Source organism: Sphingobium lactosutens DS20 (genome assembly GCF_000445105.1).
Lineage (GTDB): Bacteria > Pseudomonadota > Alphaproteobacteria > Sphingomonadales > Sphingomonadaceae > Sphingobium > Sphingobium lactosutens.
Window position 1 is genome coordinate 53,267 of the sequence record NZ_ATDP01000103.1, and the last position, 19,042, is coordinate 72,308.

General features: G+C 64.2%; 13 protein-coding genes. 6 read left to right on the forward strand and 7 right to left on the reverse strand.

Annotated features, from left to right (window positions below; genetic code table 11):
• Positions 1 to 19: 19 nt before the first annotated feature.
• On the reverse strand, positions 20 to 1,786 hold the full coding sequence (gene recJ, locus RLDS_RS47485) for a single-stranded-DNA-specific exonuclease RecJ (protein WP_031298743.1): 1,767 nt from the start codon (positions 1,784 to 1,786) through the stop codon (positions 20 to 22).
• A gap of 140 nt (positions 1,787 to 1,926) precedes the next feature.
• Here recJ and RLDS_RS47490 point away from each other — a divergent pair, with 140 nt between their 5' ends.
• Together RLDS_RS47490 and RLDS_RS47495 are read left to right on the forward strand one after the other, a co-directional pair.
• Positions 1,927 to 4,023: an autotransporter assembly complex protein TamA gene (locus tag RLDS_RS47490; RefSeq protein WP_031298745.1), complete on the forward strand. Its 2,097-nt coding sequence runs from the start codon at positions 1,927 to 1,929 to the stop codon at positions 4,021 to 4,023.
• Complete coding sequence (locus RLDS_RS47495; RefSeq protein ID WP_021227500.1) at positions 4,023 to 8,255, forward strand: translocation/assembly module TamB domain-containing protein; 4,233 nt, start codon at positions 4,023 to 4,025, stop codon at positions 8,253 to 8,255. The genes RLDS_RS47490 and RLDS_RS47495 overlap by 1 nt, the downstream gene beginning before the upstream one ends.
• Positions 8,256 to 8,288: 33 nt before the next feature.
• On the opposite strand, the gene RLDS_RS47500 is transcribed toward RLDS_RS47495, so the two are convergent.
• The 4 genes from RLDS_RS47500 to aspS all read right to left on the reverse strand — a co-directional run bounded on the left by RLDS_RS47500 (position 8,289) and on the right by aspS (position 12,672).
• On the reverse strand, positions 8,289 to 8,474 hold the full coding sequence (locus RLDS_RS47500; protein WP_021227501.1) for a hypothetical protein: 186 nt from the start codon (positions 8,472 to 8,474) through the stop codon (positions 8,289 to 8,291).
• A gap of 71 nt (positions 8,475 to 8,545) precedes the next feature.
• Positions 8,546 to 9,874 (reverse strand): methyl-accepting chemotaxis protein, encoded by a 1,329-nt coding sequence (locus RLDS_RS47505; protein WP_169534114.1) that lies wholly within the window; start codon positions 9,872 to 9,874, stop codon positions 8,546 to 8,548.
• Positions 9,875 to 9,963: 89 nt separating this feature from the next.
• Positions 9,964 to 10,746 (reverse strand): polyphosphate kinase 2 family protein, encoded by a 783-nt coding sequence (locus tag RLDS_RS47510; protein WP_031298747.1) that lies wholly within the window; start codon positions 10,744 to 10,746, stop codon positions 9,964 to 9,966.
• Positions 10,747 to 10,887: 141 nt separating this feature from the next.
• Positions 10,888 to 12,672, reverse strand: coding sequence for an aspartate--tRNA ligase (gene aspS / locus RLDS_RS47515; protein ID WP_031298749.1), 1,785 nt, complete (start codon positions 12,670 to 12,672; stop codon positions 10,888 to 10,890).
• Positions 12,673 to 12,801: 129 nt separating this feature from the next.
• On the opposite strand from aspS, the gene rnd reads away from it, so the two are divergent.
• Genes rnd through RLDS_RS47530 form a run of 3 tightly spaced genes read left to right on the forward strand, consistent with a single transcriptional unit; the run spans position 12,802 to position 14,697 of the window.
• A complete protein-coding gene (gene rnd / locus RLDS_RS47520; protein ID WP_021227505.1) occupies positions 12,802 to 13,968 on the forward strand; it encodes a ribonuclease D in 1,167 nt (388 codons plus the stop codon).
• An 11-nt stretch (positions 13,969 to 13,979) separates the two neighbouring features.
• Entirely contained in the window at positions 13,980 to 14,282 is a 303-nt protein-coding gene (locus RLDS_RS47525) for an I78 family peptidase inhibitor (RefSeq protein ID WP_031298750.1), read from the forward strand.
• Positions 14,283 to 14,307: 25 nt separating this feature from the next.
• Positions 14,308 to 14,697 (forward strand): nuclear transport factor 2 family protein, encoded by a 390-nt coding sequence (locus tag RLDS_RS47530; protein WP_021227507.1) that lies wholly within the window; start codon positions 14,308 to 14,310, stop codon positions 14,695 to 14,697.
• Positions 14,698 to 14,706: 9 nt separating this feature from the next.
• Here RLDS_RS47530 and RLDS_RS47535 read toward each other — a convergent pair whose 3' ends face one another.
• Together RLDS_RS47535 and RLDS_RS47540 are read right to left on the reverse strand one after the other, a co-directional pair.
• Positions 14,707 to 15,408, reverse strand: a complete 702-nt coding sequence (locus RLDS_RS47535; RefSeq protein ID WP_040603879.1) for a hypothetical protein — start codon at positions 15,406 to 15,408, stop codon at positions 14,707 to 14,709.
• A 144-nt stretch (positions 15,409 to 15,552) separates the two neighbouring features.
• Entirely contained in the window at positions 15,553 to 16,005 is a 453-nt protein-coding gene (locus RLDS_RS47540) for a PH domain-containing protein (RefSeq protein WP_021227509.1), read from the reverse strand.
• 128 nt (positions 16,006 to 16,133) lie between these two features.
• Between RLDS_RS47540 and RLDS_RS47545 the strand changes: the two genes are divergently transcribed.
• Positions 16,134 to 18,974 (forward strand): TonB-dependent receptor, encoded by a 2,841-nt coding sequence (locus RLDS_RS47545; RefSeq protein ID WP_021227510.1) that lies wholly within the window; start codon positions 16,134 to 16,136, stop codon positions 18,972 to 18,974.
• Positions 18,975 to 19,042: the final 68 nt, after the last annotated feature.

A 19,042-nucleotide genomic window follows, 5' to 3' on the forward strand; every position in this document is an offset into this window, starting at 1 on the left:
AAGAAAATTGCAATCTGCCTCAATCCGCCCAGGCAGCGTCCTCCAAATGGAGTTCGGCAGCAGGGCGGCTACCCCAGTCGTCAATCTTGGCCTTGCCCGCAACCCAGAGCCGTCGGTCACGCGGCGCGGCAAGGATCGCCTGGCCCAGTTCGGTTTCCGCGCGCCGAAACGCGATCGTCTTGATCGAACGGCCATCATCGCCGGCCATGATCGCCCGCAAATGACCATTGCCCACCACGTCGGCCTTGATGACGCGCATCGGGCCGGCTGCAATGAGCGGAGCGGGCCAACCCGCGCCATAAGGGCCACCCTGGTCGAGCGCCGCAACAAAGTCCGGGTTGACGCCGGTGGGCGCAAGGACCGCATCGATCAGCAGGGCGCGATCGTCCCGCGCCTTTGCCACGGCTGCCGAGAGTCGGTCGTCCAGATAATCCGCCAGCGCGTCGATGCGGTCCGCCGCCACGGTCAGCCCCGCCGCCATCGCGTGCCCGCCGCCGGCAACCAGCAACCCGCTATCCTTTGCGGCCAGCACCGCCGCGCCCAGGTCTACGCCGGAAATCGAACGGCCCGACCCCTTGCCGACGCCCGCGTCGTCCAGCGCAATCACAATCGCGGGACGCCCGGCTTTCTCCTTGATCCGACCTGCGACGATGCCGATGACGCCGGGGTGCCAGCCGGCGCCCGCAATCACTGCGACGGCTCTGTTCCCTTGGGCGGCGAGCAGCGCTTCCGCCTGCTCCTGCACCGTCGATTCGATCGCGCGCCGTTCCTCATTATACTGGTCGAGCTGCGCCGCGATCTGCGCGGCTTCCGCGGGGTCCTCGGTCGTCAGCAGCCGGACGCCCAGATCCGCCTGCCCCACCCGGCCGCCCGCATTGATGCGCGGACCGAGCGCAAAGCCAAGATCATGGCACAGCGGCGCGCGCGTCAGGCGGCTGGCGTCGATCAAAGCAGCCAGCCCGATATTGCGGCGCTTGCCCATCACCTTGAGCCCCTGCGCAACGAAGGCGCGGTTCAGCCCCTTCAGCTGCGCTACGTCCGCTACGGTGCCAAGTGCGACGATATCCAGCAAGTCGAGCAGATTGGGCTTGTTGCGGTTCGCAAACCAGCCCCTGTCATCCAGCGTCTTCAACAAGCGCGCGCCCAGCAGGAAAGCCACGCCGACCGCCGCCAGATGTCCGTGCAGCGCCGCTTCGGGATGTTCGTCCAGCCTATTGGGGTTCACCAGCGCAAACGCCTCGGGCAACTGGCTGGCGCATTTGTGGTGATCCACCACCACGACATCGACGCCGACAGCCTTGGCCATCGCCAGCGCCTCGAACGCCTGCGCGCCGCAATCGACGGTGACGATCAGGCTCGCCCCTTCGCCGGCCAGGCGGACCAGCGCCTCGCCCGATGGGCCATATCCCTCCATCAGCCGGTCGGGAATATAGGGACGCGCGCTCAGCCCCAGGTCGCGCAGCAACCGGATCAACAACGCCGCGCTGGTCGCGCCATCGACGTCATAATCACCGAAGATGCGCACATCTTCCTGACGCTGCACCGCATCGGCCAAGCGTTCGGCCGCGACGTCCATGTCGCGAAACAGGCTGGGATCGGGCATGAAGCCGCGGATCGTCGGATTGCGATGCACATCCAGCCCGTCGCGGGTGCAGCCGCGCGCCAGCAGCAATTGCGTGACCAGATCGTCGGGGAGACAGGCAGGCTCTCGCGTGTCGGCCCCCGGCCCACGCCAGCGCCAAGGCTGCCCGGACAGGGAACGCGAAATATTGAGCGCAAATGTCATGAAAAGCCTGTAGCCGCCCGCAAGCCCCATGGAAAGTGGCGGGAATCATGTCGCAGGCGGAACCGTCGCAACCTGTTGGGCGTATTTAGTCTTTGCCGGACGTCATAACGGGCGTGGCGCAAAAGGGGCGACGCACGACAATGACGAGACGACAGGCATTTCATGTCCAGCGCATGTTGGGCTTCCTGCTGTTGACCGCATCTCCCCTTCCCCTGCTTGCCCAGACCGCCCCCGCCCCACAACCAGACGCCGAAGAACCCATTTTGCCCGATGCGCAGTTCGAGGCGCGCTTGCCCAAGATCGAAGGTAGCGATCCCAACGCACCCTTGCCTTCGATCGACAACTGGATCGACCAGCAGATGCCGGCCGAGTCCGCCATGCCCGCGGAACTGCCGCCTGCCGTTGATCCTGCGGAAGAACGTGAATTGGCGCAGCCCCTGCCGCCCCTAGGTAGCGTGACGGTTCCAGCGAATGAAGCGACGCAGGACGACCCTAATGCCGAACTGCCCGACGTCCGCTACGCGACCCGGGTCGAGGGCTTCGGCAAGACCGGACTGGAGGACGAATTCCGGGCGGAGTCGGCGCTGTTCGATGGCGATGGGAAGGCCGATACGGCAACGATGGTGCAGCAGCGCGCCGAAGCGGATCAGGATCTGGCCGTGCGCCTGCTCTATTCCCAGGGCTATTATGACGGGACGGCGATCGCCAGCCTGGATCAGGGCGGCGACGGGACATTGACCGCTGTCGTGTCGGTGACGCCGGGCAAGCGCTACAAGATTGGCGATATCGTCATCAACGCCAAGCCAACCGTGCCGCCCGGACTGGTGCGTGACAGCCTGCCGCTCAAAACCGGCGATTACATCGTTGCCGCCAATGTCGAGGGCGCGGAGGCCAATGTCGCGCTCAAGCTGCCCGAAAATGGCTATCCCTTCGTCGAAGTGGGGCAGCGCGACATATTGCTCGATCCCGCGACCGTGACGGGCGCTTATACGCTGCCGGTGGAAACCGGCCCGCGCGCCAGTTTCCGCAACATCACCACCAGTGGTGAGGATCAGGCGTTCGGCGCGGACCATATGGAAGTGATCAAGCGGTACAAGCCTGGCGAACTCTATGACAGTCGCAAGGTCGATGACCTGCGCAAGGCGCTGGTGGCGACTGGCTTATTCTCCAGCGTGGCGGTCGATCCCGTTCGCACGGGCGAACCGGGGCCTGACGGCACAGAATATGTCGACCTGCACGTCGAACAGGATGCCGGCCCGCCGCGCACGCTGGCCGGTGAAGCGGGGTACGGCACGGGCCAGGGATTTCGCGCTGAAGGCACCTGGACGCATCGCAACCTGTTTCCGCCTGAAGGCGCGCTCATTCTTGGGGCGATCGCCGGGACGCAGGAACAGGGCGCGTCGGCGACATTTCGCCGCTCCAATGCCGGGAAGCGGGACAAGACCTTCCAGACCGGCATCACGCTCAATCACCAGAATTATGATGCCTATGAAGCCTATACCGCCGGCATCAACATCGGCTGGGCGCGGCAATCCACGCCGATCTTCCAGAAGCGCTGGACTTACAGCTATGGCGCCGAAATCCTGCTGACCAACGAACAGGTCGTGATCGACCCGACCACGGCGGAAAAGACGCGGCGCACCTATTTCATCGGCGGCCTGCCGCTCCAGATCGGCTATGACCGGTCCAATGACCTGCTCAATCCGACCAAGGGGTTCCGCGCTAATCTGCGCGCCGAACCGGAGGGATCATTGCAGGGCAATTTCTCGCCCTATCTGCGCGCCACCTTCGATCTTTCGGGCTACTATCCGGTGTCCGACAGCCTGGTCATCGCGGCGCGCACGCGGCTGGGCACGATCAGCGGCGTCGACCGCGACGATGTGGCGCCATCGCGGCGCGTCTATGCCGGCGGCGGCGGATCGGTCCGCGGCTTTGGCTATCAGGAACTTGGCCCCAAGGACGTGAACAACCATCCGATCGGCGGGCGGTCCGTCAATGAATTCGCGGTCGAAGGGCGCTATCGCTTCGGCAATTATGGCGTCGTCGCCTTTGTCGACGCTGGCCAGGTCTATGACAGCTCGATCCCCAAATTTTCCGACATGCGCTACGGCGTCGGCGTGGGCGGGCGCTTCTATACCAATTTCGGCCCGTTCCGCGCCGACATCGCCATGCCGATCAACCGGCAACCGGGTGAATCCAAATTCGCCATCTATATCGGCATTGGGCAGGCTTTCTGATGGCACAGGACGACACCCCTCCTTCCGCTCCGGCAGTGGCTGAGACGCCTGCCGAAACCATCGTCGTGCGCGAAAAGCGGCCGCTATGGCAAAAAATCGCCATTGGCGTAGCTGGCGTGCTGGTCGGCCTCATCCTGCTGGTCGGCGTGCTGCTGCTCGGGCTCAACACCCAGCCTGGAAAGAAATTCCTGATCAAGCAGATTGCGGCGCTTCAGCTTGAATCGGGCATGCAGATCGAGGTCGGCCGGATCGACGGGTCGATCTATAGCGACATGGTCATCCATGACCTTATCCTGCGCGATCCCAAGGGCGTATTTGCCGTGTCCCCACGCGTCCATGTCGTGTGGAAGCCCTTTCGCTACGTCAATAATCATATTTCCGTCAGCCTGCTGGAAACCCCCTTGGTCGTGCTGGCGCGCAGCCCGCAATTCAACGTCACGGAAAGCGATCCCAACGCGCCGATCCTGCCTGACCTCGACATCGACGTGGACAGGTTGAAGATCGGCAAGTTCGTGCTCGCCAAGCCGGTGATCGGGCAAAAGCGGGAAATCGCGATCGACGCTGTCACCCATATCGCCGATGGCCGTGCCCAGCTGGAGGCAAGCGCACTGGTCGACAGTGGCGACCGTTTGCAGGCGAAGCTGGACGCGGTGCCCGATCAAAACCGCCTGGCCATGAGCGGCACGCTGACCGCGCCCAAAGGCGGCGTCATCGCCGCCATGTCCGGCCTGACCGATGGCATGACCGCAACGCTGGACGGCAAGGGTAGCTGGCAAGCCTGGGACGGGCGGATCGTCGCGACGTCGCCCAAGGGCGAACTGGCGAACATCGCGCTGGCGGCGCGCGACGGCAATTTCACGGCAAAGGGCCCGCTGCGCCCCGGACTGGTCTTTGCCGGCACTGTCGATCGGCTGACCGCGCCGCAGCTGGATTTGGACCTGTTCGCGGGCCTTGATGAGCGCAAGGTCAATCTCAAGGGGTCGGTGCGGTCATCGGCCATGACCGCCGATATTCAGGGTCTGGTGGACCTTGCCCAAAGCAAATTCGGCGCGCTGCGGATCAATGCCGCGCTGCTGACGCCCGGTGCGATCATGGAAAAAGTCCGGGGTCGCGACGTGCGCGCTTCGGTCATCCTCGATGGACCGATGGCCACGCCGTTCATCGACTATGACATCACCGCCAGGAGCATTGCCTTCGACGCGACCGGTATCGAGAATTTGAAGGCCAGCGGCCGCGCGGTGATCGACGCCGATCGCATCCGCATTCCCGTGAACGCCACCGCAAGCCGCGTGACCGGCCTCAACGCCGCTGCCGGCGGCCTGCTTCAGAATCTTCGGGTGAAGGGCGATTTCGCCTATGCCGCAGGAAAGCTGATCAGCGACAATCTCAAGATCGACAGTGACAAGGTCGACGCAACGGCGATCGTGCTCGCCGACCTCGACAACGCCATTTATCGCGGCGGCCTCAAAGGCCGCGTCAATGACTATCGGATCGATGGCGTCGGCATCGTCAATTTGAACACCGATGTCGAACTGGTGCCAGGGCCCAAGGGCGGCTTTGGTCTGTCCGGCCGGTTCGGCGTGCGCACGGCGCGCTGGGAAAACGCCTCGGTCCGGGATTTCCTGGGTGGCAATGCCGTGGTGTCAGGGCGGATCGGCATGACGCCGGAGGGCAAATTCACGCTGGCAGGCCTCAAGGGCGCGGCGCCCAATTTCACCATCCAGTCAGGCTCCGGCAGCTATGACACCGATGGGCAGATCGCCTTCGATGCGGCGGCGTCGTCCAAACAATATGGCCCATTAGCGCTTAGCGTTCGTGGCACCGTGGATCGCCCACAAGCCGTCCTGCGCGCCGCGCGTCCCAATGTCGGCGTTCAGTTGACCGATGTGGTGGCGAAGCTGAACGGCGAAGCCGCCGGCTACCGGCTGGAGGCGACGGGCGGTTCCCCCTATGGTCCCTTCTTCGCCAATGTCCTCATCCGCACGGCGCAAGGCCCGCTGACCATTGACGTCACCCGCGCGCGCTTCGCCGGGATCGATATGAACGGCCGCATCCAGCAAAGTGCGGCCGGACCTTTCACCGGACGGCTCGACATGAACGGGTCCGGCATCACTGGCGCCGTCCGTCTGGCAGCCGTCGGCAAGGTGCAGGGCGTGGACGTGAACGCCAATGCGACCAACGCCAAATTGCCCGGTGAGGCCGACATCATCATCGGCCGCGCGATCGTCAATGCGTCGATCCTGCTCACCGACCAGCCGCAGATCCGCGCCGACGCGCAGATCGGCAATGCCGCCTATGGCGACTATGTCGTGCGCAAGGCCCGCGCCAAGCTCGATTATCAGGGCGGACGCGGCAAGGCGCAGCTGGTCGCCGACGGCTCCAGCGGCGTCCCCTTCTCGGTCGCGGTCAATGCAGCGCTGCGCCCTGATCTTTATGCCGTCGCCCTCCAGGGGAAGGCCGCCAATATTGATTTCCGCCTGGCAAAGCCGGCGATCATCCGGTCGGAAAGCGGCGGATATCGGCTGGAGCCGGTCACGCTGGTGCTGCCGCAGGGCAAGGTGGATCTCGCCGGCCGGTTCGGCGGCACTACCGCGATGCAGGCCCGGTTCAAGGATTTCGACCTTGCCATCGCCAATATGGCGGCGCCTGGCCTGGGCATCAGCGGGCGCGCCACCGGCACTCTGGATTACAGCCAGACCGGCAATGCCTTCCCGACCGCGACCACGCGCCTGGCCATCAATGATTTTCGCCGGTCCAGCCTGACCGCGGTCTCGGACCCGGTATCGATGAATGTCGAAGGCAAGCTGTCGTCGGCAGGCGGCGACATGCGCGGCCTCATCCGTCGCGGCGGCGCGACCCTCGGCCGCTTCGTCGCCACCTTGGCGCCTCCGGGAGCCGGTGCGTCCTGGACGGAGCAGTTGCAGAATGCGCCATTGGGCGGAGGCATTCGCTATTCGGGTCCGGCCGATGTGCTATTCTCCTTTGCGGGGCTGGCCGATCAGCAATTGACCGGTGGCATGGCCGTGGCGGCCGATTTCAATGGCCGGCTCAGCGACCCGCGCCTCAATGGCGTGGTGCGCGCCAACAGCCTGACGTACGAGAATGAGAGCTTCGGCACCCGCGTGACGCAAATGCGGCTCGATGGCCGCTTCACGAACGATCATCTGGAAATTCGCGACTTTTCCGGACGCGCTGGCGATGGCACGGTGCAGGCGAGCGGCGATGTCGGGCTGGCGGCGGATAGCGGTTTCCCAATGAACATCGCGATCAAGCTGGACCGCGCCCGTCTCGCGCGCAGCGAGGCGATCACCAGCGTCGTCAGCGGCACGCTCAACATCACCAACAGCGCGGCCAATGGCGGCCTGATCAAGGGCGACCTGCGGCTGCCCGAAACGCGCTATCGCGTCGCTTGGCAGGGAGGCACGGAAATCCGACAGCTGACGGGTGTGCGGCGCAAGGGCGAAGGGACCGATCTCCTCGACCAGCGCCTGGCCGATCGCAAGGCGGCCGCTGCGCCCAAACCGTGGAAGCTGGACATTCGCGTGCGTGCCGACAATGAGATCTATGTGACCGGCATGGGACTGGATTCCGAATGGAAGACGAACATGCGCGTCACCGGAACGGCGACCAATCCGCGCGTCGTCGGGCAGGTCGAGGTGATCCGCGGCCGCTACAGCTTCTCAGGCCATCAGTTCGATCTGGAACAGGGCCTGATCAGCTTCAATGGCCCGATGACGAACCCGACCCTGCAGATTACGGCGCAAACGCGGATCGACACGGTGACAGCGGGCATTCGCGTTACGGGCAGCGCGCAGCAGCCTGACATCAGCTTCATTTCCACGCCGACGCTGCCGCAGGATGAAATCCTGTCCCGCATCCTCTTCGGCGACAATGTCGCCAATCTCTCGCCAATCCAGGCGGTGCAGCTGGCGGCGGCGCTGAACGGCTTGCGGGGTGGCAGCGGTGGCCTCAATCCGATGGGCAAGCTGCAGGGCGCGACCGGGCTAGACCGGATCGGCATCGTTGGCGGAGATGACTCGACGGGTCGCGGCACCAGCCTGGCGGTTGGCCAACATATCTCCAACAATATCTATGTTGAGGTCATCACCGACTCCAAGGGCTTCACCGCGACTCAGCTGGAAATCGCTCTGTCCAAGACGCTGAGCCTGCTGTCGAATACGGGCACCAACGCAGGGTCGTCCGCGAACCTGCGCTATTCGAAGGATTATTGAGGGAGGGCGGGCAGCGCCCCTCCCTCCCCTTCGCTAGTCGTGCGGTCGCAACGCCTGGTTCAGACTTTCGAGCACCGCGGCAATCGGTTCCGTCACGGTAACGCTGCGCCCCTCGCCAAAGCGGATGCGGGTGCCGTCGCTGACCTGGGTGACGAATGTGACTTGCGCGGGATTGACCGCGGTCTGCGTGCGGTCTGTACCGACGAACATGACGAGCATGGCATGCCTCTCCTTTTTTCTATGGGAGACGCAGAGTAGCGGTTTCGCAAGATCGCGCCAGTGGGTCGCGATCAGGCCGCCCGGATCGCGGTGATGAATCCGCCCGCCCGATTTTCCAGCCGATGCGCCTCCTCCGCAAGCCGCCCGGCGACATCGCGCATCAGGCGCGCCGCCTGTGCCCGGCCCGACGCATTGTCGCTGATCTGCCGTGCGCCTGTGCGGATATGGTCGCTCGACAGAGCGGCTTCGGCGACGCTCTCAGAAATGGTCAGGCTGAAGGCACTCTGCCGGGCCACCGCATCGAAGACTGCCGCTGAAAGATGTTTCACGCGCGCCATGGCGGTGTCCATATGGGCGTGGCCGGCGGCAACCTCCCTGATCGCGCCGCGAAAATGGTCGATCTTCCCGGAAATCTGCGCGGCCGCATCGCGCGTTTGGGCGGCCAGAGACTGCACCTCTCTGGCCACGACAGCAAAGCCCTCCCCGGCAGCGCCCGCGCGCGCCGCCTCTATACTGGCATTGAGCGCCAGCATGCTGGTGGCCCGCGCGATCGTGTCGATCATGGCGACCACGGTGCCGATATCCTCGGCCTCCTGCGCCAAGGCCTCGCTTCGAGCGGCTCCAGAACGGCTGCGCGCCACCGCGTCCCTTATCGCCTCTCCAGCGTCGCGCGTTTCCGCCTCCATCGCAGCGAATAATGCGCCAAGGTCCGCGCCGCCCGTCGAGATGCCCGCCAGCCGGTCGGCGGTCTGAACAGCCGCCACCGCCATCGCGGCCGCGTCGGCATCATCCAGCGCCGCCCGCTCTGTCGCCTCACCAGCGAGAGTCGCCAACTGGTCGGCCATGATAACCAGATCCGCGATCAATCGTTCGACATCGGTTCGGAAATCAGCACTTTCCTGCGCGATTTTTTCAATGCGTTCTGCCCGCGCCACGGCGACGCGCGCATCACGCTGCGCCGTCAGCCGCAGCAGCAGCGACCCGCCGAGCACTCCGGCAAATACCCCGCCATCGGTGACGATCAATCCTTCGCATCCCTCCCCCTGCGCGGCGAAAAGATCGACGAGCGTTTCCACGTCCGTCGCCCGATCCGCGCTCGCGCAGGGACGGACATGGTCGTTCAGGCAGCCGCCGAAGCTGGGGTTGCGGAGCAGGGCATGGCCGAAGGGATTGAAGAGGATGCGGCGCATGTCGCGCTCATAAATCGCACCAACGGGTCGATCGGCCATGTCGAGCACCGGCAGCAGACGCAGCGCGGAATCGCGCTGGAAATAATCGACGACCTCGCTCAGCGGACAATCCAGGCGCACCGACGGCCCGCTCGCCGCCAGATGGATGTCGGATCGAGCCAGCAGGGATGCCGGAGAGGGCGAGGAGAAGGGCAGCACGGTAGCGGTCATGGCCGACGCCATAGAGCGCAATCGTAAAAGCGCAGTTAGGCTAAAGTTACATTTATATTACAAGCATTTGTTTTCTAAGTGTTTTCCTGTCACGTCTTCTGATAGCCGAACGCCTCGCGCGCAAGTTCGACCACGGCAGGATCGGCGTCGGGGAAGTCCATCGGCACCAGCTTTTCAAGGCGATCGGCCACATAGGTGAGCGCCGCAATGCGTCCGGCCTTTCGGTAGTTATTGTCGATCACATGCCAGGGCGCGTCCTTCGTATCCGTCTTTCGAAACATATCATGCATCGCGTCGAGATAGTCGGCGCGCCGCGCACGATTGCGATAATCGTCGGCGCCCGTCTTCCATCGCTTCCACGGCGTGTCGAGACGCTGGGCGAGTTGTTCGTCCTGCGTTTCCTGGGTGATGTGGACGAACAGTTTGACGATATTGGCGCCCGCGTCGATCTGCTGCCGTTCGAAGGCGTTGATCTCGTCATAGGCGCGCTTCCAGTCTGCCTTGTCGCAATAGCCCTCGACCCGCTCGACCAGCACGCGGCCATACCAGCTGCGGTCGAAGATCGCGATGTTGCGGCCCGCGGGCAGGCGCGTCCAGAAACGCCAGAGGAAATGATGGTCGCGCTCCACCTCCGTCGGCGCGGCGATCGGGTGCACCTGATAATAGCGCGGGTCCCAGTCAGCGGTCATCCGCTTGATGATGCCGCCCTTTCCCGCCGCGTCCCAGCCTTCCAGCAGGATCACGCTGCGCCGGTCGTGGACGATGTGCGCGACCTGGATCTTCGCCAGCCGCTCCTGGAGGGCAGCCAGATCGGCGTCATAGTCGCCCTTATATTTCTTGCCCTTTTCGTGGTCGGACAGGTCGATGGTCATGCGCATATCCCTCTCAACATCCGTTCGTGCTGAGTAGGGTCTGAGCATGTCGAAGGCCCGTATCGAAGCACTGGGCGCACCATGCCCTTCGATACACCCCTTCGGCAAGCTCAGGGGCTACTCAGGACGAACGGGGTCGACCTAATTCTTCGCCTGCGGCTCCACCACGCGGACGTGGAGTTCGCGCAGCTGCTTGAACTCCGCTGCGCTGGGCGCGCCCATCAGCAGGTCTTCGGCGCGCTGGTTCATCGGGAAGAGCGTGATTTCGCGCAGATTTTGCGCGCCGCACAGTAGCATCACGATGCGGTCGACACCGGCCGCCATGCCACCATGGGGCGGAGCGCCATATTGGAAGGCGCGATAGAGGCCGCCGAACCGCTCCTCCACGTCCGCCTTGCTGAGGCCGACCAGTTCGAAGGCCTTGACCATCAGGTCGGGCGACTGGTTGCGGATCGAGCCGGAGGCGATTTCATAGCCGTTGCACACCATGTCATATTGATAGGCGTTGATGGTGAGCGGGTCCTGGCTCTCCAGCGCCTCCAGCCCGCCCTGCGGCATGGAAAACGGGTTGTGCGCGAAGTCGATCGACTTCGTATCCTCGTCATATTCGTAGAATGGGAAGTCGACGATCCAGCAGAGTTCGAACCGGTCCTTGTCGATGAGGTCTAGGCTCTCGCCAACGCGGATGCGGGCGAGGCCGGCGAGCTTGGCGGCCTGGCTTTCCTTGCCGGCGGCGAAAAACACGCCGTCATTTGGGCCAAGGCCCAGCGCCTCGATCAGCCGGGCGGTCGCTTCGGGTCCATGATTCTTGGCGATCGGGCCGCCGGGCACGCCATCCTTGATGTTGATATAGCCAAGGCCCGAATAGCCTTCGCCCCGCGCCCAGACGTTCATGTCATCGAAGAATTTGCGGCTGCCCGCGCCTGCGCCCGGTGCAGGAATGGCGCGGATGCGCGCGCCGCCATCGACGAGGCTGGCGAAGATGCCAAAGCCTGACCCGACGAAATGATCGGTCACGTCCTGGATGATGATGGGGTTGCGCAGGTCCGGCTTGTCGCTGCCATATTTTAGCATCGCCTCGGCGTGCGGGATGCGCGGGAAGCTGCCCGCCGGGGTCACGGGCTTGCCGTCCGCAAAGGCTTCGAACACCTGCGCGATCACCGGCTCCATCGTGTTCCAGACGTCTTCCTGCGTGACGAAGCTCATTTCAAGGTCGAGCTGATAGAATTCGCCGGGCAGGCGATCGGCGCGCGGGTCTTCGTCGCGGAAGCAGGGCGCGATCTGGAAATAGCGGTCGAAGCCAGCGACCATCAGCAGCTGCTTATACTGCTGGGGCGCCTGCGGCAGGGCGTAGAATTTGCCGGGATGGATGCGGCTGGGCACTAGAAAGTCGCGCGCGCCCTCGGGCGAGGAGGCGGTCAGGATCGGCGTCGAATATTCGGTGAAGCCCGCGCCTTCCATACGGCGGCGCATGTCCGAAATGATCTTCGTGCGCTTGACGATATTGGCATGCAGCGTCTCGCGCCGCAGGTCGAGGAAGCGGTAGCGCAGGCGAATATCCTCGGGATAGTCCTGTTCACCAGCGACCGGCAGCGGCAGGTCAGCGGCGGCAGACAGGACGGCCGCGTCCAGCGCGCGAATCTCAATCTCGCCGGTCGGCAGGTTGGGGTTCACCGCTTCCTTCGCGCGGGCAACGACCTTGCCGGTCACGGTCACGACGCTTTCGGCCCGCAGCCCCTCGATCACCTGGAACACCGGGCCGTCCACTTCGGTCACGATCTGCACCATGCCATAATGATCGCGCAGGTCGATGAAGACCAGATCGCCATGGTCGCGCTTGCGATGCACCCAGCCCGACACGCGGACCTCATTGCCGGCATCGGCGATGGTCAGGGCGCCGCAGGTGTGGGTGCGATAGGCATGCATGGCGTTTTGATCTTTCAGAATCGTTTTACGGAAATGACAAATTGTTGCGGCCCGGCTATGGGCTTGCCTTGTCGACCTTTCGACCAGCCCGCCGGACGCGGGCCAGCCCATAATAAGATCGAAGACCATATGCAAATTCATCCGCTGATTACCGACAGCAAGACGCTTTCCGATTTTTGCGCCCGCATCGCGAATTCCCCCTATGTCGCCGTCGACACGGAGTTCATGCGCGAAAACAGCTATTGGCCCGACCTTTGCCTGGTGCAGGTCGCCGATAGTCATGAGGCCGCGGCGATCGACCCCAAGGCGCCGGGCATCGACCTGACGCCGCTGCTCGACCTGCTGGTCAACAATGAGGATGTGCTCAAGGTCTTTCATGCCGGCGGGCAGGACATTGAAATCGTCCACAACCTGACGGGCAAGACCCCGCACCCCATGTTCGACACGCAGATCGCGGCGATGGCGCTCGGCCTTGGCGAACAGATTGGCTATGGCAATCTGGTCGACGCATGGCTGGGCGTGCAGCTCGACAAGGGCGCGCGCTTCACCGACTGGGCGCGGCGGCCGCTCGACAAGCGGCAGATCGACTATGCGATCGGCGACGTCACCTATCTCATCAAAATCTTCCCCAAAATGCTGGAAGAGTTGAAGAAGACCGGGCGCGGCGACTGGCTGGACCAGGAAATGGAACGGATCAGCGATCCATCCAATTATGAAAACGACCCGGCCGACGCGTGGAAACGCGTGCGCATCGCCAGCCGCAAGGCCGACGTGCTGGGCCGCCTCAAGGCGCTGGCCGCCTGGCGGGAAATGGAGGCGCAGGACAAGAATTTGCCGCGCGGGCGCATCGTCAAGGACGAGACGCTGGCCGATATCGCCAGCCACCCGCCGCGCGCGCAGGAGGATCTGGGCAAGGTGCGCGGCCTGTCCGCCACCTGGAAGACCAACGACATCGGCGCGCGACTGATGAGCGCGATCAAGGCGTCGCAACCGCTGGACCGCGACGAAATGCCCGAGCGCGATCCCAAGCGGCCGGGCCTGGGCAAGGATGGCGCGCTGGTCGCCGACTTGCTGAAACTGCTGCTCAAGATCCGCTCGCGCGACATTGACGTCGCTGCCCGGCTGATCGCGCGCAGCGACGACATCGACGCGCTGGCGGCGGGCGTGCGCGAAGGCCTGTCGATCCTGGAAGGCTGGCGGTATGAACAATTTGGCCGCGACGCGGTTGACCTGGTCGAAGGCCGGCTCGCCTTTGCGGTCAAGGGCGGGCGGCTGAAAATGACGCGAACCGAGTAGGAGGCATGGCGATGCGCTGGGCAATGACGGCAATGATGATCGCCGGCCTGACGGGCTGTGCCGGCGCCCATGGCTCCGGTCCCCGAACGCCGCCGCCCGCAATGGCGGATGGCCCTTGCCGCGACGCGGGGCTGGACCGGTTCGTCGGACAGAAGGCAAGCGGCGACATTGGCGCGCAATTGCTGGCGGCATCGGGCGCGAAGACGCTGCGCTGGGGCGCGCCAAGCATGGCCATGACGATGGATTTCCGTGCCGATCGGCTGACCGTCAGCTATGACGAGGCAATGACGATTACCACCGTTCGCTGCGGATAAGCCGCCGCGTGGCCAGCTTTCTTCGATGACCGCCTCTGCTGATCTTGCCATCAGGATGGCGCGCGCCGCCTTCAATCGGGCATTGGCCGAAGCGCATCTGAAAGCGATCGAGCCCTTGCTCGCGCGCGACGTGATGCTGGTGACAGGATCGGATAGCGCGGTTCTAGCGGGCAAGCGTGCGCAGCTTGCCGCATGGAAGCGGGAATTTGCAGCATCGGACCGCCTTGTCTACATGCGCACGCCCGATCGGATCACCATTTCCCCGGTCGAACCGATCGCGATGGAGGAAGGTCGATGGACGGGGGCGGCCGCAGCGGACGGCCGCATCCTCACATCGGGCAGCTATTGCGCGAAATGGCGCGACGTGGCGGGGTCCTGGCTGATCGAAGCGGAAATCTTCGTCACTTTGGCGTAACCCGCGCGATCACAGTTCCAGACCAATCAGGGTGCCGCTGCCAATGCGATCGACATGGCGCTTGCCGTCGATCTCCAGCCAATCGGGTGTGACTTCCAGCCGTCGTCCCCGGATGGTGGTGCGCAAATGTTCGACCGCGATCCGGTTGCGCGCCACGATGCGCAGCACGCACAGGCCGTCGCCCCGCGCGGCCATCATCGAATAGCGATCGCCACGCAGCAGGAAGTGCCAGCTTCCGTCCAATGGCTTCCATTCATTGCCGTCGATCACCTGCATCGCATCACCATCGGCATTGCCCAGCCGCACGCTGATGCGGGTCGCGCCATTGGTGCGGCGAGGCGGCGCGAACATCAGGATCGGCTCGCCATCCAGCGTGATCGGGATAGGCGTGTCGCGCAGCAGCCGCGATCCGCCCACGATCAATTGCGGCAGTTCGGCGGAAAATGGCAGGCGATCGCGCGCGAAATGGCGCTGCCGCACGACCGGATTGGCGTGAAAGCTATGGACTTGTGTGGGCGTCAGCCGTCCTTCCTCCACCAGGCCGTGGCAGGTGGGACAGAACAGCGTCACACCAGGACTGTCGGGCAAGCGCAGATAGCGATAGATGGTGACACCGCACCGCACACAGGCAAAGCCGCAGGATTGGCGGACGGTCGCGCGTTCCTCGGCCGTCAGATCCGGCAAGGACGGCATCACTCGCAAGCCTACCATGGCGACACCCCTTCAATGCCCTGCCCGCCCAAATGCGGTCAGGGATTCCTGACATGGCGTCCTCACGGTCGAAGCTCTGACGGCTTCATGATGCCGCTATCGTTGAAATATATGCGCGCAAGTCAAGGGGCTGCGCGAAATAGTCTATCGCTGGGGCAGCAGGTCCACGTTCCGCGACGCCGCGATCGCCCGGATCCGATCAGGGTTCGGCATATTCTTGATCGCGATTTCGGCATAGTCGCCCGCGCTGAACAATTCGACATGGCCGACGCGAAAGATACGCTGTCCCAGCGTCTGGGTGATGCGCACCGACCGAATGCTCGACAGCGCGATTTCCGTTCGCTGCTTGGACAAAAGCCCCTTTTCCATCAGCACGTCGCGGTCGGACAGCGCCAGCCGCTCGCCCTTGTGCATCAGCCACCAGATCGCGATGGCGAGGATGCCGATCACGGAAATGAGCAGCAGCAGGAACAGCACCGGATGCGCCCGGAACATCGCAGGATGCTCGTCATATAGCCAGGTGTCGCTCATGCCGCCTCCCGCGATCGTCCGGTCTTTCACCATGGGGCTTGGCCGCTCGTCAAGCGGCACGCGCACAGGCCCTTGCCTCCTTTGGCGCCGCGCAAGCCTGTGTTCAGCCAAGCCATTACATTTTGCGACAAATTTGTCCGACATATGCCAGAATCTTGCGACAGATGGCGCCTAGATCGGCCATGAAAGCGTCAATGATTTGCCTGGGGGTATTCGTGCGTCGATCCGCATATCTGATCCTGTTGCCTTTGCTCACCGGCGCCGCGCCCGGCGCCCTGATGGCGCAGGAGGTCGAACAACGGGCTGCCCCGCCGCAGGACGAGGCGGACGAAGGCGAGGAGATCATCGTCACCGGGCAACCGGAACGGGGCGCGGTGATCGGCGATATCGAAGCGGAGCAGAAATTGTCGTCGGCCGATATAAGGGCGTTGGGCGTTACGTCGATCGCCGAGATCATCACCGAATTGGAGCCGCAGACCAACGGGTCGCCGATCATTCTCCTGAACGGCAAGCGGATTTCCAGCTTCTCGGAAATTCGCGACATCCCCTCAGAAGCTGTCGCGCGAGTGGACATACTGCCCGAGCAGGTTGCCTTGTCCTATGGCTATGCGCCGACGCAGAAAGTCGTCAATGTCGTCCTGCGCCAGCGTTTCCGGTCCGAAAAGGCAGAAGCGCAACTGGGGACGACGACCGAAGGCGGCCGGGACAGTGGCGAAGTCGAAGCCGGGCTGCTGCGCATCCGGGGCGACAACCGCTTTTCGCTGGACCTGGAATATAGCCGCGCCGGGCGGCTGTTGGAGAGCGAGCGGGATATCATCACCACGCCGGCCCGTCGCCCCTATGCGCTGGGTGGGAATGTCACGGGGGCGCTCGTTGGGGGAGAGGTCGACCCTGCCTTGTCGGCGCTCGTCGGTCAGACCCTTTCCATTGCCGCCGCTCCAGCCAATGCCGCCAATGCTGCGCCATCCCTGACCGATTTCGTGGCAGGCGCGAACAACGCGTCTGTCACCGACCTGACCCCCTATCGCACGCTGAGCCCGGCGACGGAGAATTTTTCCGCCAATGCGACGCTGGCGCGGGCGCTGGGGGGCGTATCGGCGACGATCAACGGGCGATTGGCGCTGTCGGAAAATGATTCGCTTCAGGGGCTGTCGACCGCCGCGCTGGGCCTGGCCGCCGGATCGCCCTTCTCACCCTTCGCGCAAGACGTCACCCTGTATCGCTATCTGGCGCAAGGCGGGGCGCTGGGGCAGCATATCCGGGGCACGACCGGCCATATCGGCGTGACGCTCAACGGCCAGATCAGCCGGAAATGGCAATGGTCCTTCACCGGCAATGGCGACCTGTCCATCACCCGCACCCGGACCGATCGCGGCATCGACACCGACGCCATACAGGCCGCCCTGGATGCGGGCGATCCGTCGGTGAACCCCTATGGCGATTTCGCGCCGGGGCTGATCGCCGCCCGCACCATCGATAGCGCGCGCGCCAAGAGCCAGGCCGTGACCGGCGACCTGCTGGTGAGCGGCACGTTATTCGCGATGCCCGCCGGCGATGTCATGACCTCGATCCGCCTCGGCGCGTCGGCGAACGGATTTGACAGCCGATCGGTCCGATCCGGCGTCGCGCGCAGCACCAGCTATAGCCGGGACACCGGCAGCGGGCAGATCAGCGTGGACGTCCCATTGACCAGTCGGTCCAAGGGCATAATGGGCGGCATCGGCGATATCGGCGTCAACCTGAACGTCGCGGCGCAACAGCTTTCGGATTTCGGCACCTTGTCCACTTTGGGCTATGGCCTGCGCTGGCAACCGATAAGGGCGATTCAGATCCTAGCTTCCGCCAATCAGGATCGCGCCGCGCCGACGGGCGCGCAGATCACCGATCCGCTGATTTCCACGCCCAATGTGTCCGTGTTTGATTATGCCACCGGGCAAAGCGTGTTCGTGACGCAATTGTCGGGCGGCAACGCGGCGCTGAAAGAAAGCGTGCGCGACCAGTTTCGCCTGAACGCGCGCATCAAACCGTTCGACAAGCCGAACCTCACGCTGACCGCGACCTATCTCAACAGCTGGACCAGCAATCCCATCGCCGCCTTCCCCACGCCCACGCCCGATCTGGAGGCTGCATTCCCGCAAAGATTCCTGCGCGACGCGGATGGCGCGCTGATCCAGGTGGATGCGCGGCCGATCAATTTTTTGCGATCGCGCAGCGAGCAGTTGCGCTGGGGTTTCGACCTGTCGGTGCCGCTCAAATCGCATATCCAGAAAGTGATCGAGGCGTGGCGCGCGAGCGGATCGCGGCCCGAGGATCGCCCCAAGGAACTGGACGAGATGCGCGCGGCCTTTGGCGGCAACCGCGTCCGGGGCGGCGAGTCGCAAAATGGCGAACGCCAAAGCGGCGACGGCGAAAGGGACAGATCGAACGAGAGTGCCGGAAGCGGCGAGCGCGAACAGGCGCGCGGCGATCGCGGGGGGCCAGGACGCAGCTTTGGCGGCGGCGGGCGCGGGCGTGGCGGCGGCAATGGCGGCGGACGGCTGAGCGTCAGCCTGTATCACACCTGGCATCTGGAGGAGAGTATCCTGATCGCGCCCGGCGTGCCGGAGCTTGACCTGCTGAACGGCGACGCCACCGGGTCATCGGGCGGGCAGCCGCGTCACGAGATCAAGGCGCGGGTCGGCTATTCCAACAACGGGATCGGCGCGCGACTGGGCGTGGATTGGGAGAGCGGCACCCATGTCGATGGCGCGCTCAATGGCACGTCGCGGCTGGAATTTGGCAGCCTGGCAACGGCGAACCTGCGCCTGTTCGCCAATCTGGGGCAGATGCCCAATCTGGTGAAGTCCATGCCCTTCCTCAAAGGATCACGCATTTCATTACGGATAGATAATATGTTCAATCAGCGGCGAGAGGTGCGCGATGCGACCGGAATGACCCCGCTGCGCTATCAGCAGGACTATCTCGACCCCTTGGGACGCAGCGTCTCCATCCAGTTCCGCAAATTGTTCACCCCGGCATTTGGCGGGCGGCGATAGAAGGATCAGGGCCAGGGCGGTTAGGACCGGGGAGCGCGTGTCGTGCTGCGGGTCCATGGTGGACAGCC

Coding starts and splice junctions, on each gene's coding strand:
- recJ (WP_031298743.1), bottom strand. CDS start 1,786: ATGACATTTGCGCTCAATATTTCGCGTTCCCTGTCCGGGCAGCCTTGG.
- RLDS_RS47490 (WP_031298745.1), top strand. CDS start 1,927: ATGACGAGACGACAGGCATTTCATGTCCAGCGCATGTTGGGCTTCCTG.
- RLDS_RS47495 (WP_021227500.1), top strand. CDS start 4,023: ATGGCACAGGACGACACCCCTCCTTCCGCTCCGGCAGTGGCTGAGACG.
- RLDS_RS47500 (WP_021227501.1), bottom strand. CDS start 8,474: ATGCTCGTCATGTTCGTCGGTACAGACCGCACGCAGACCGCGGTCAAT.
- RLDS_RS47505 (WP_169534114.1), bottom strand. CDS start 9,874: ATGACCGCTACCGTGCTGCCCTTCTCCTCGCCCTCTCCGGCATCCCTG.
- RLDS_RS47510 (WP_031298747.1), bottom strand. CDS start 10,746: ATGACCATCGACCTGTCCGACCACGAAAAGGGCAAGAAATATAAGGGC.
- aspS (WP_031298749.1), bottom strand. CDS start 12,672: ATGCATGCCTATCGCACCCACACCTGCGGCGCCCTGACCATCGCCGAT.
- rnd (WP_021227505.1), top strand. CDS start 12,802: ATGCAAATTCATCCGCTGATTACCGACAGCAAGACGCTTTCCGATTTT.
- RLDS_RS47525 (WP_031298750.1), top strand. CDS start 13,980: ATGCGCTGGGCAATGACGGCAATGATGATCGCCGGCCTGACGGGCTGT.
- RLDS_RS47530 (WP_021227507.1), top strand. CDS start 14,308: ATGACCGCCTCTGCTGATCTTGCCATCAGGATGGCGCGCGCCGCCTTC.
- RLDS_RS47535 (WP_040603879.1), bottom strand. CDS start 15,408: ATGGTAGGCTTGCGAGTGATGCCGTCCTTGCCGGATCTGACGGCCGAG.
- RLDS_RS47545 (WP_021227510.1), top strand. CDS start 16,134: ATGATTTGCCTGGGGGTATTCGTGCGTCGATCCGCATATCTGATCCTG.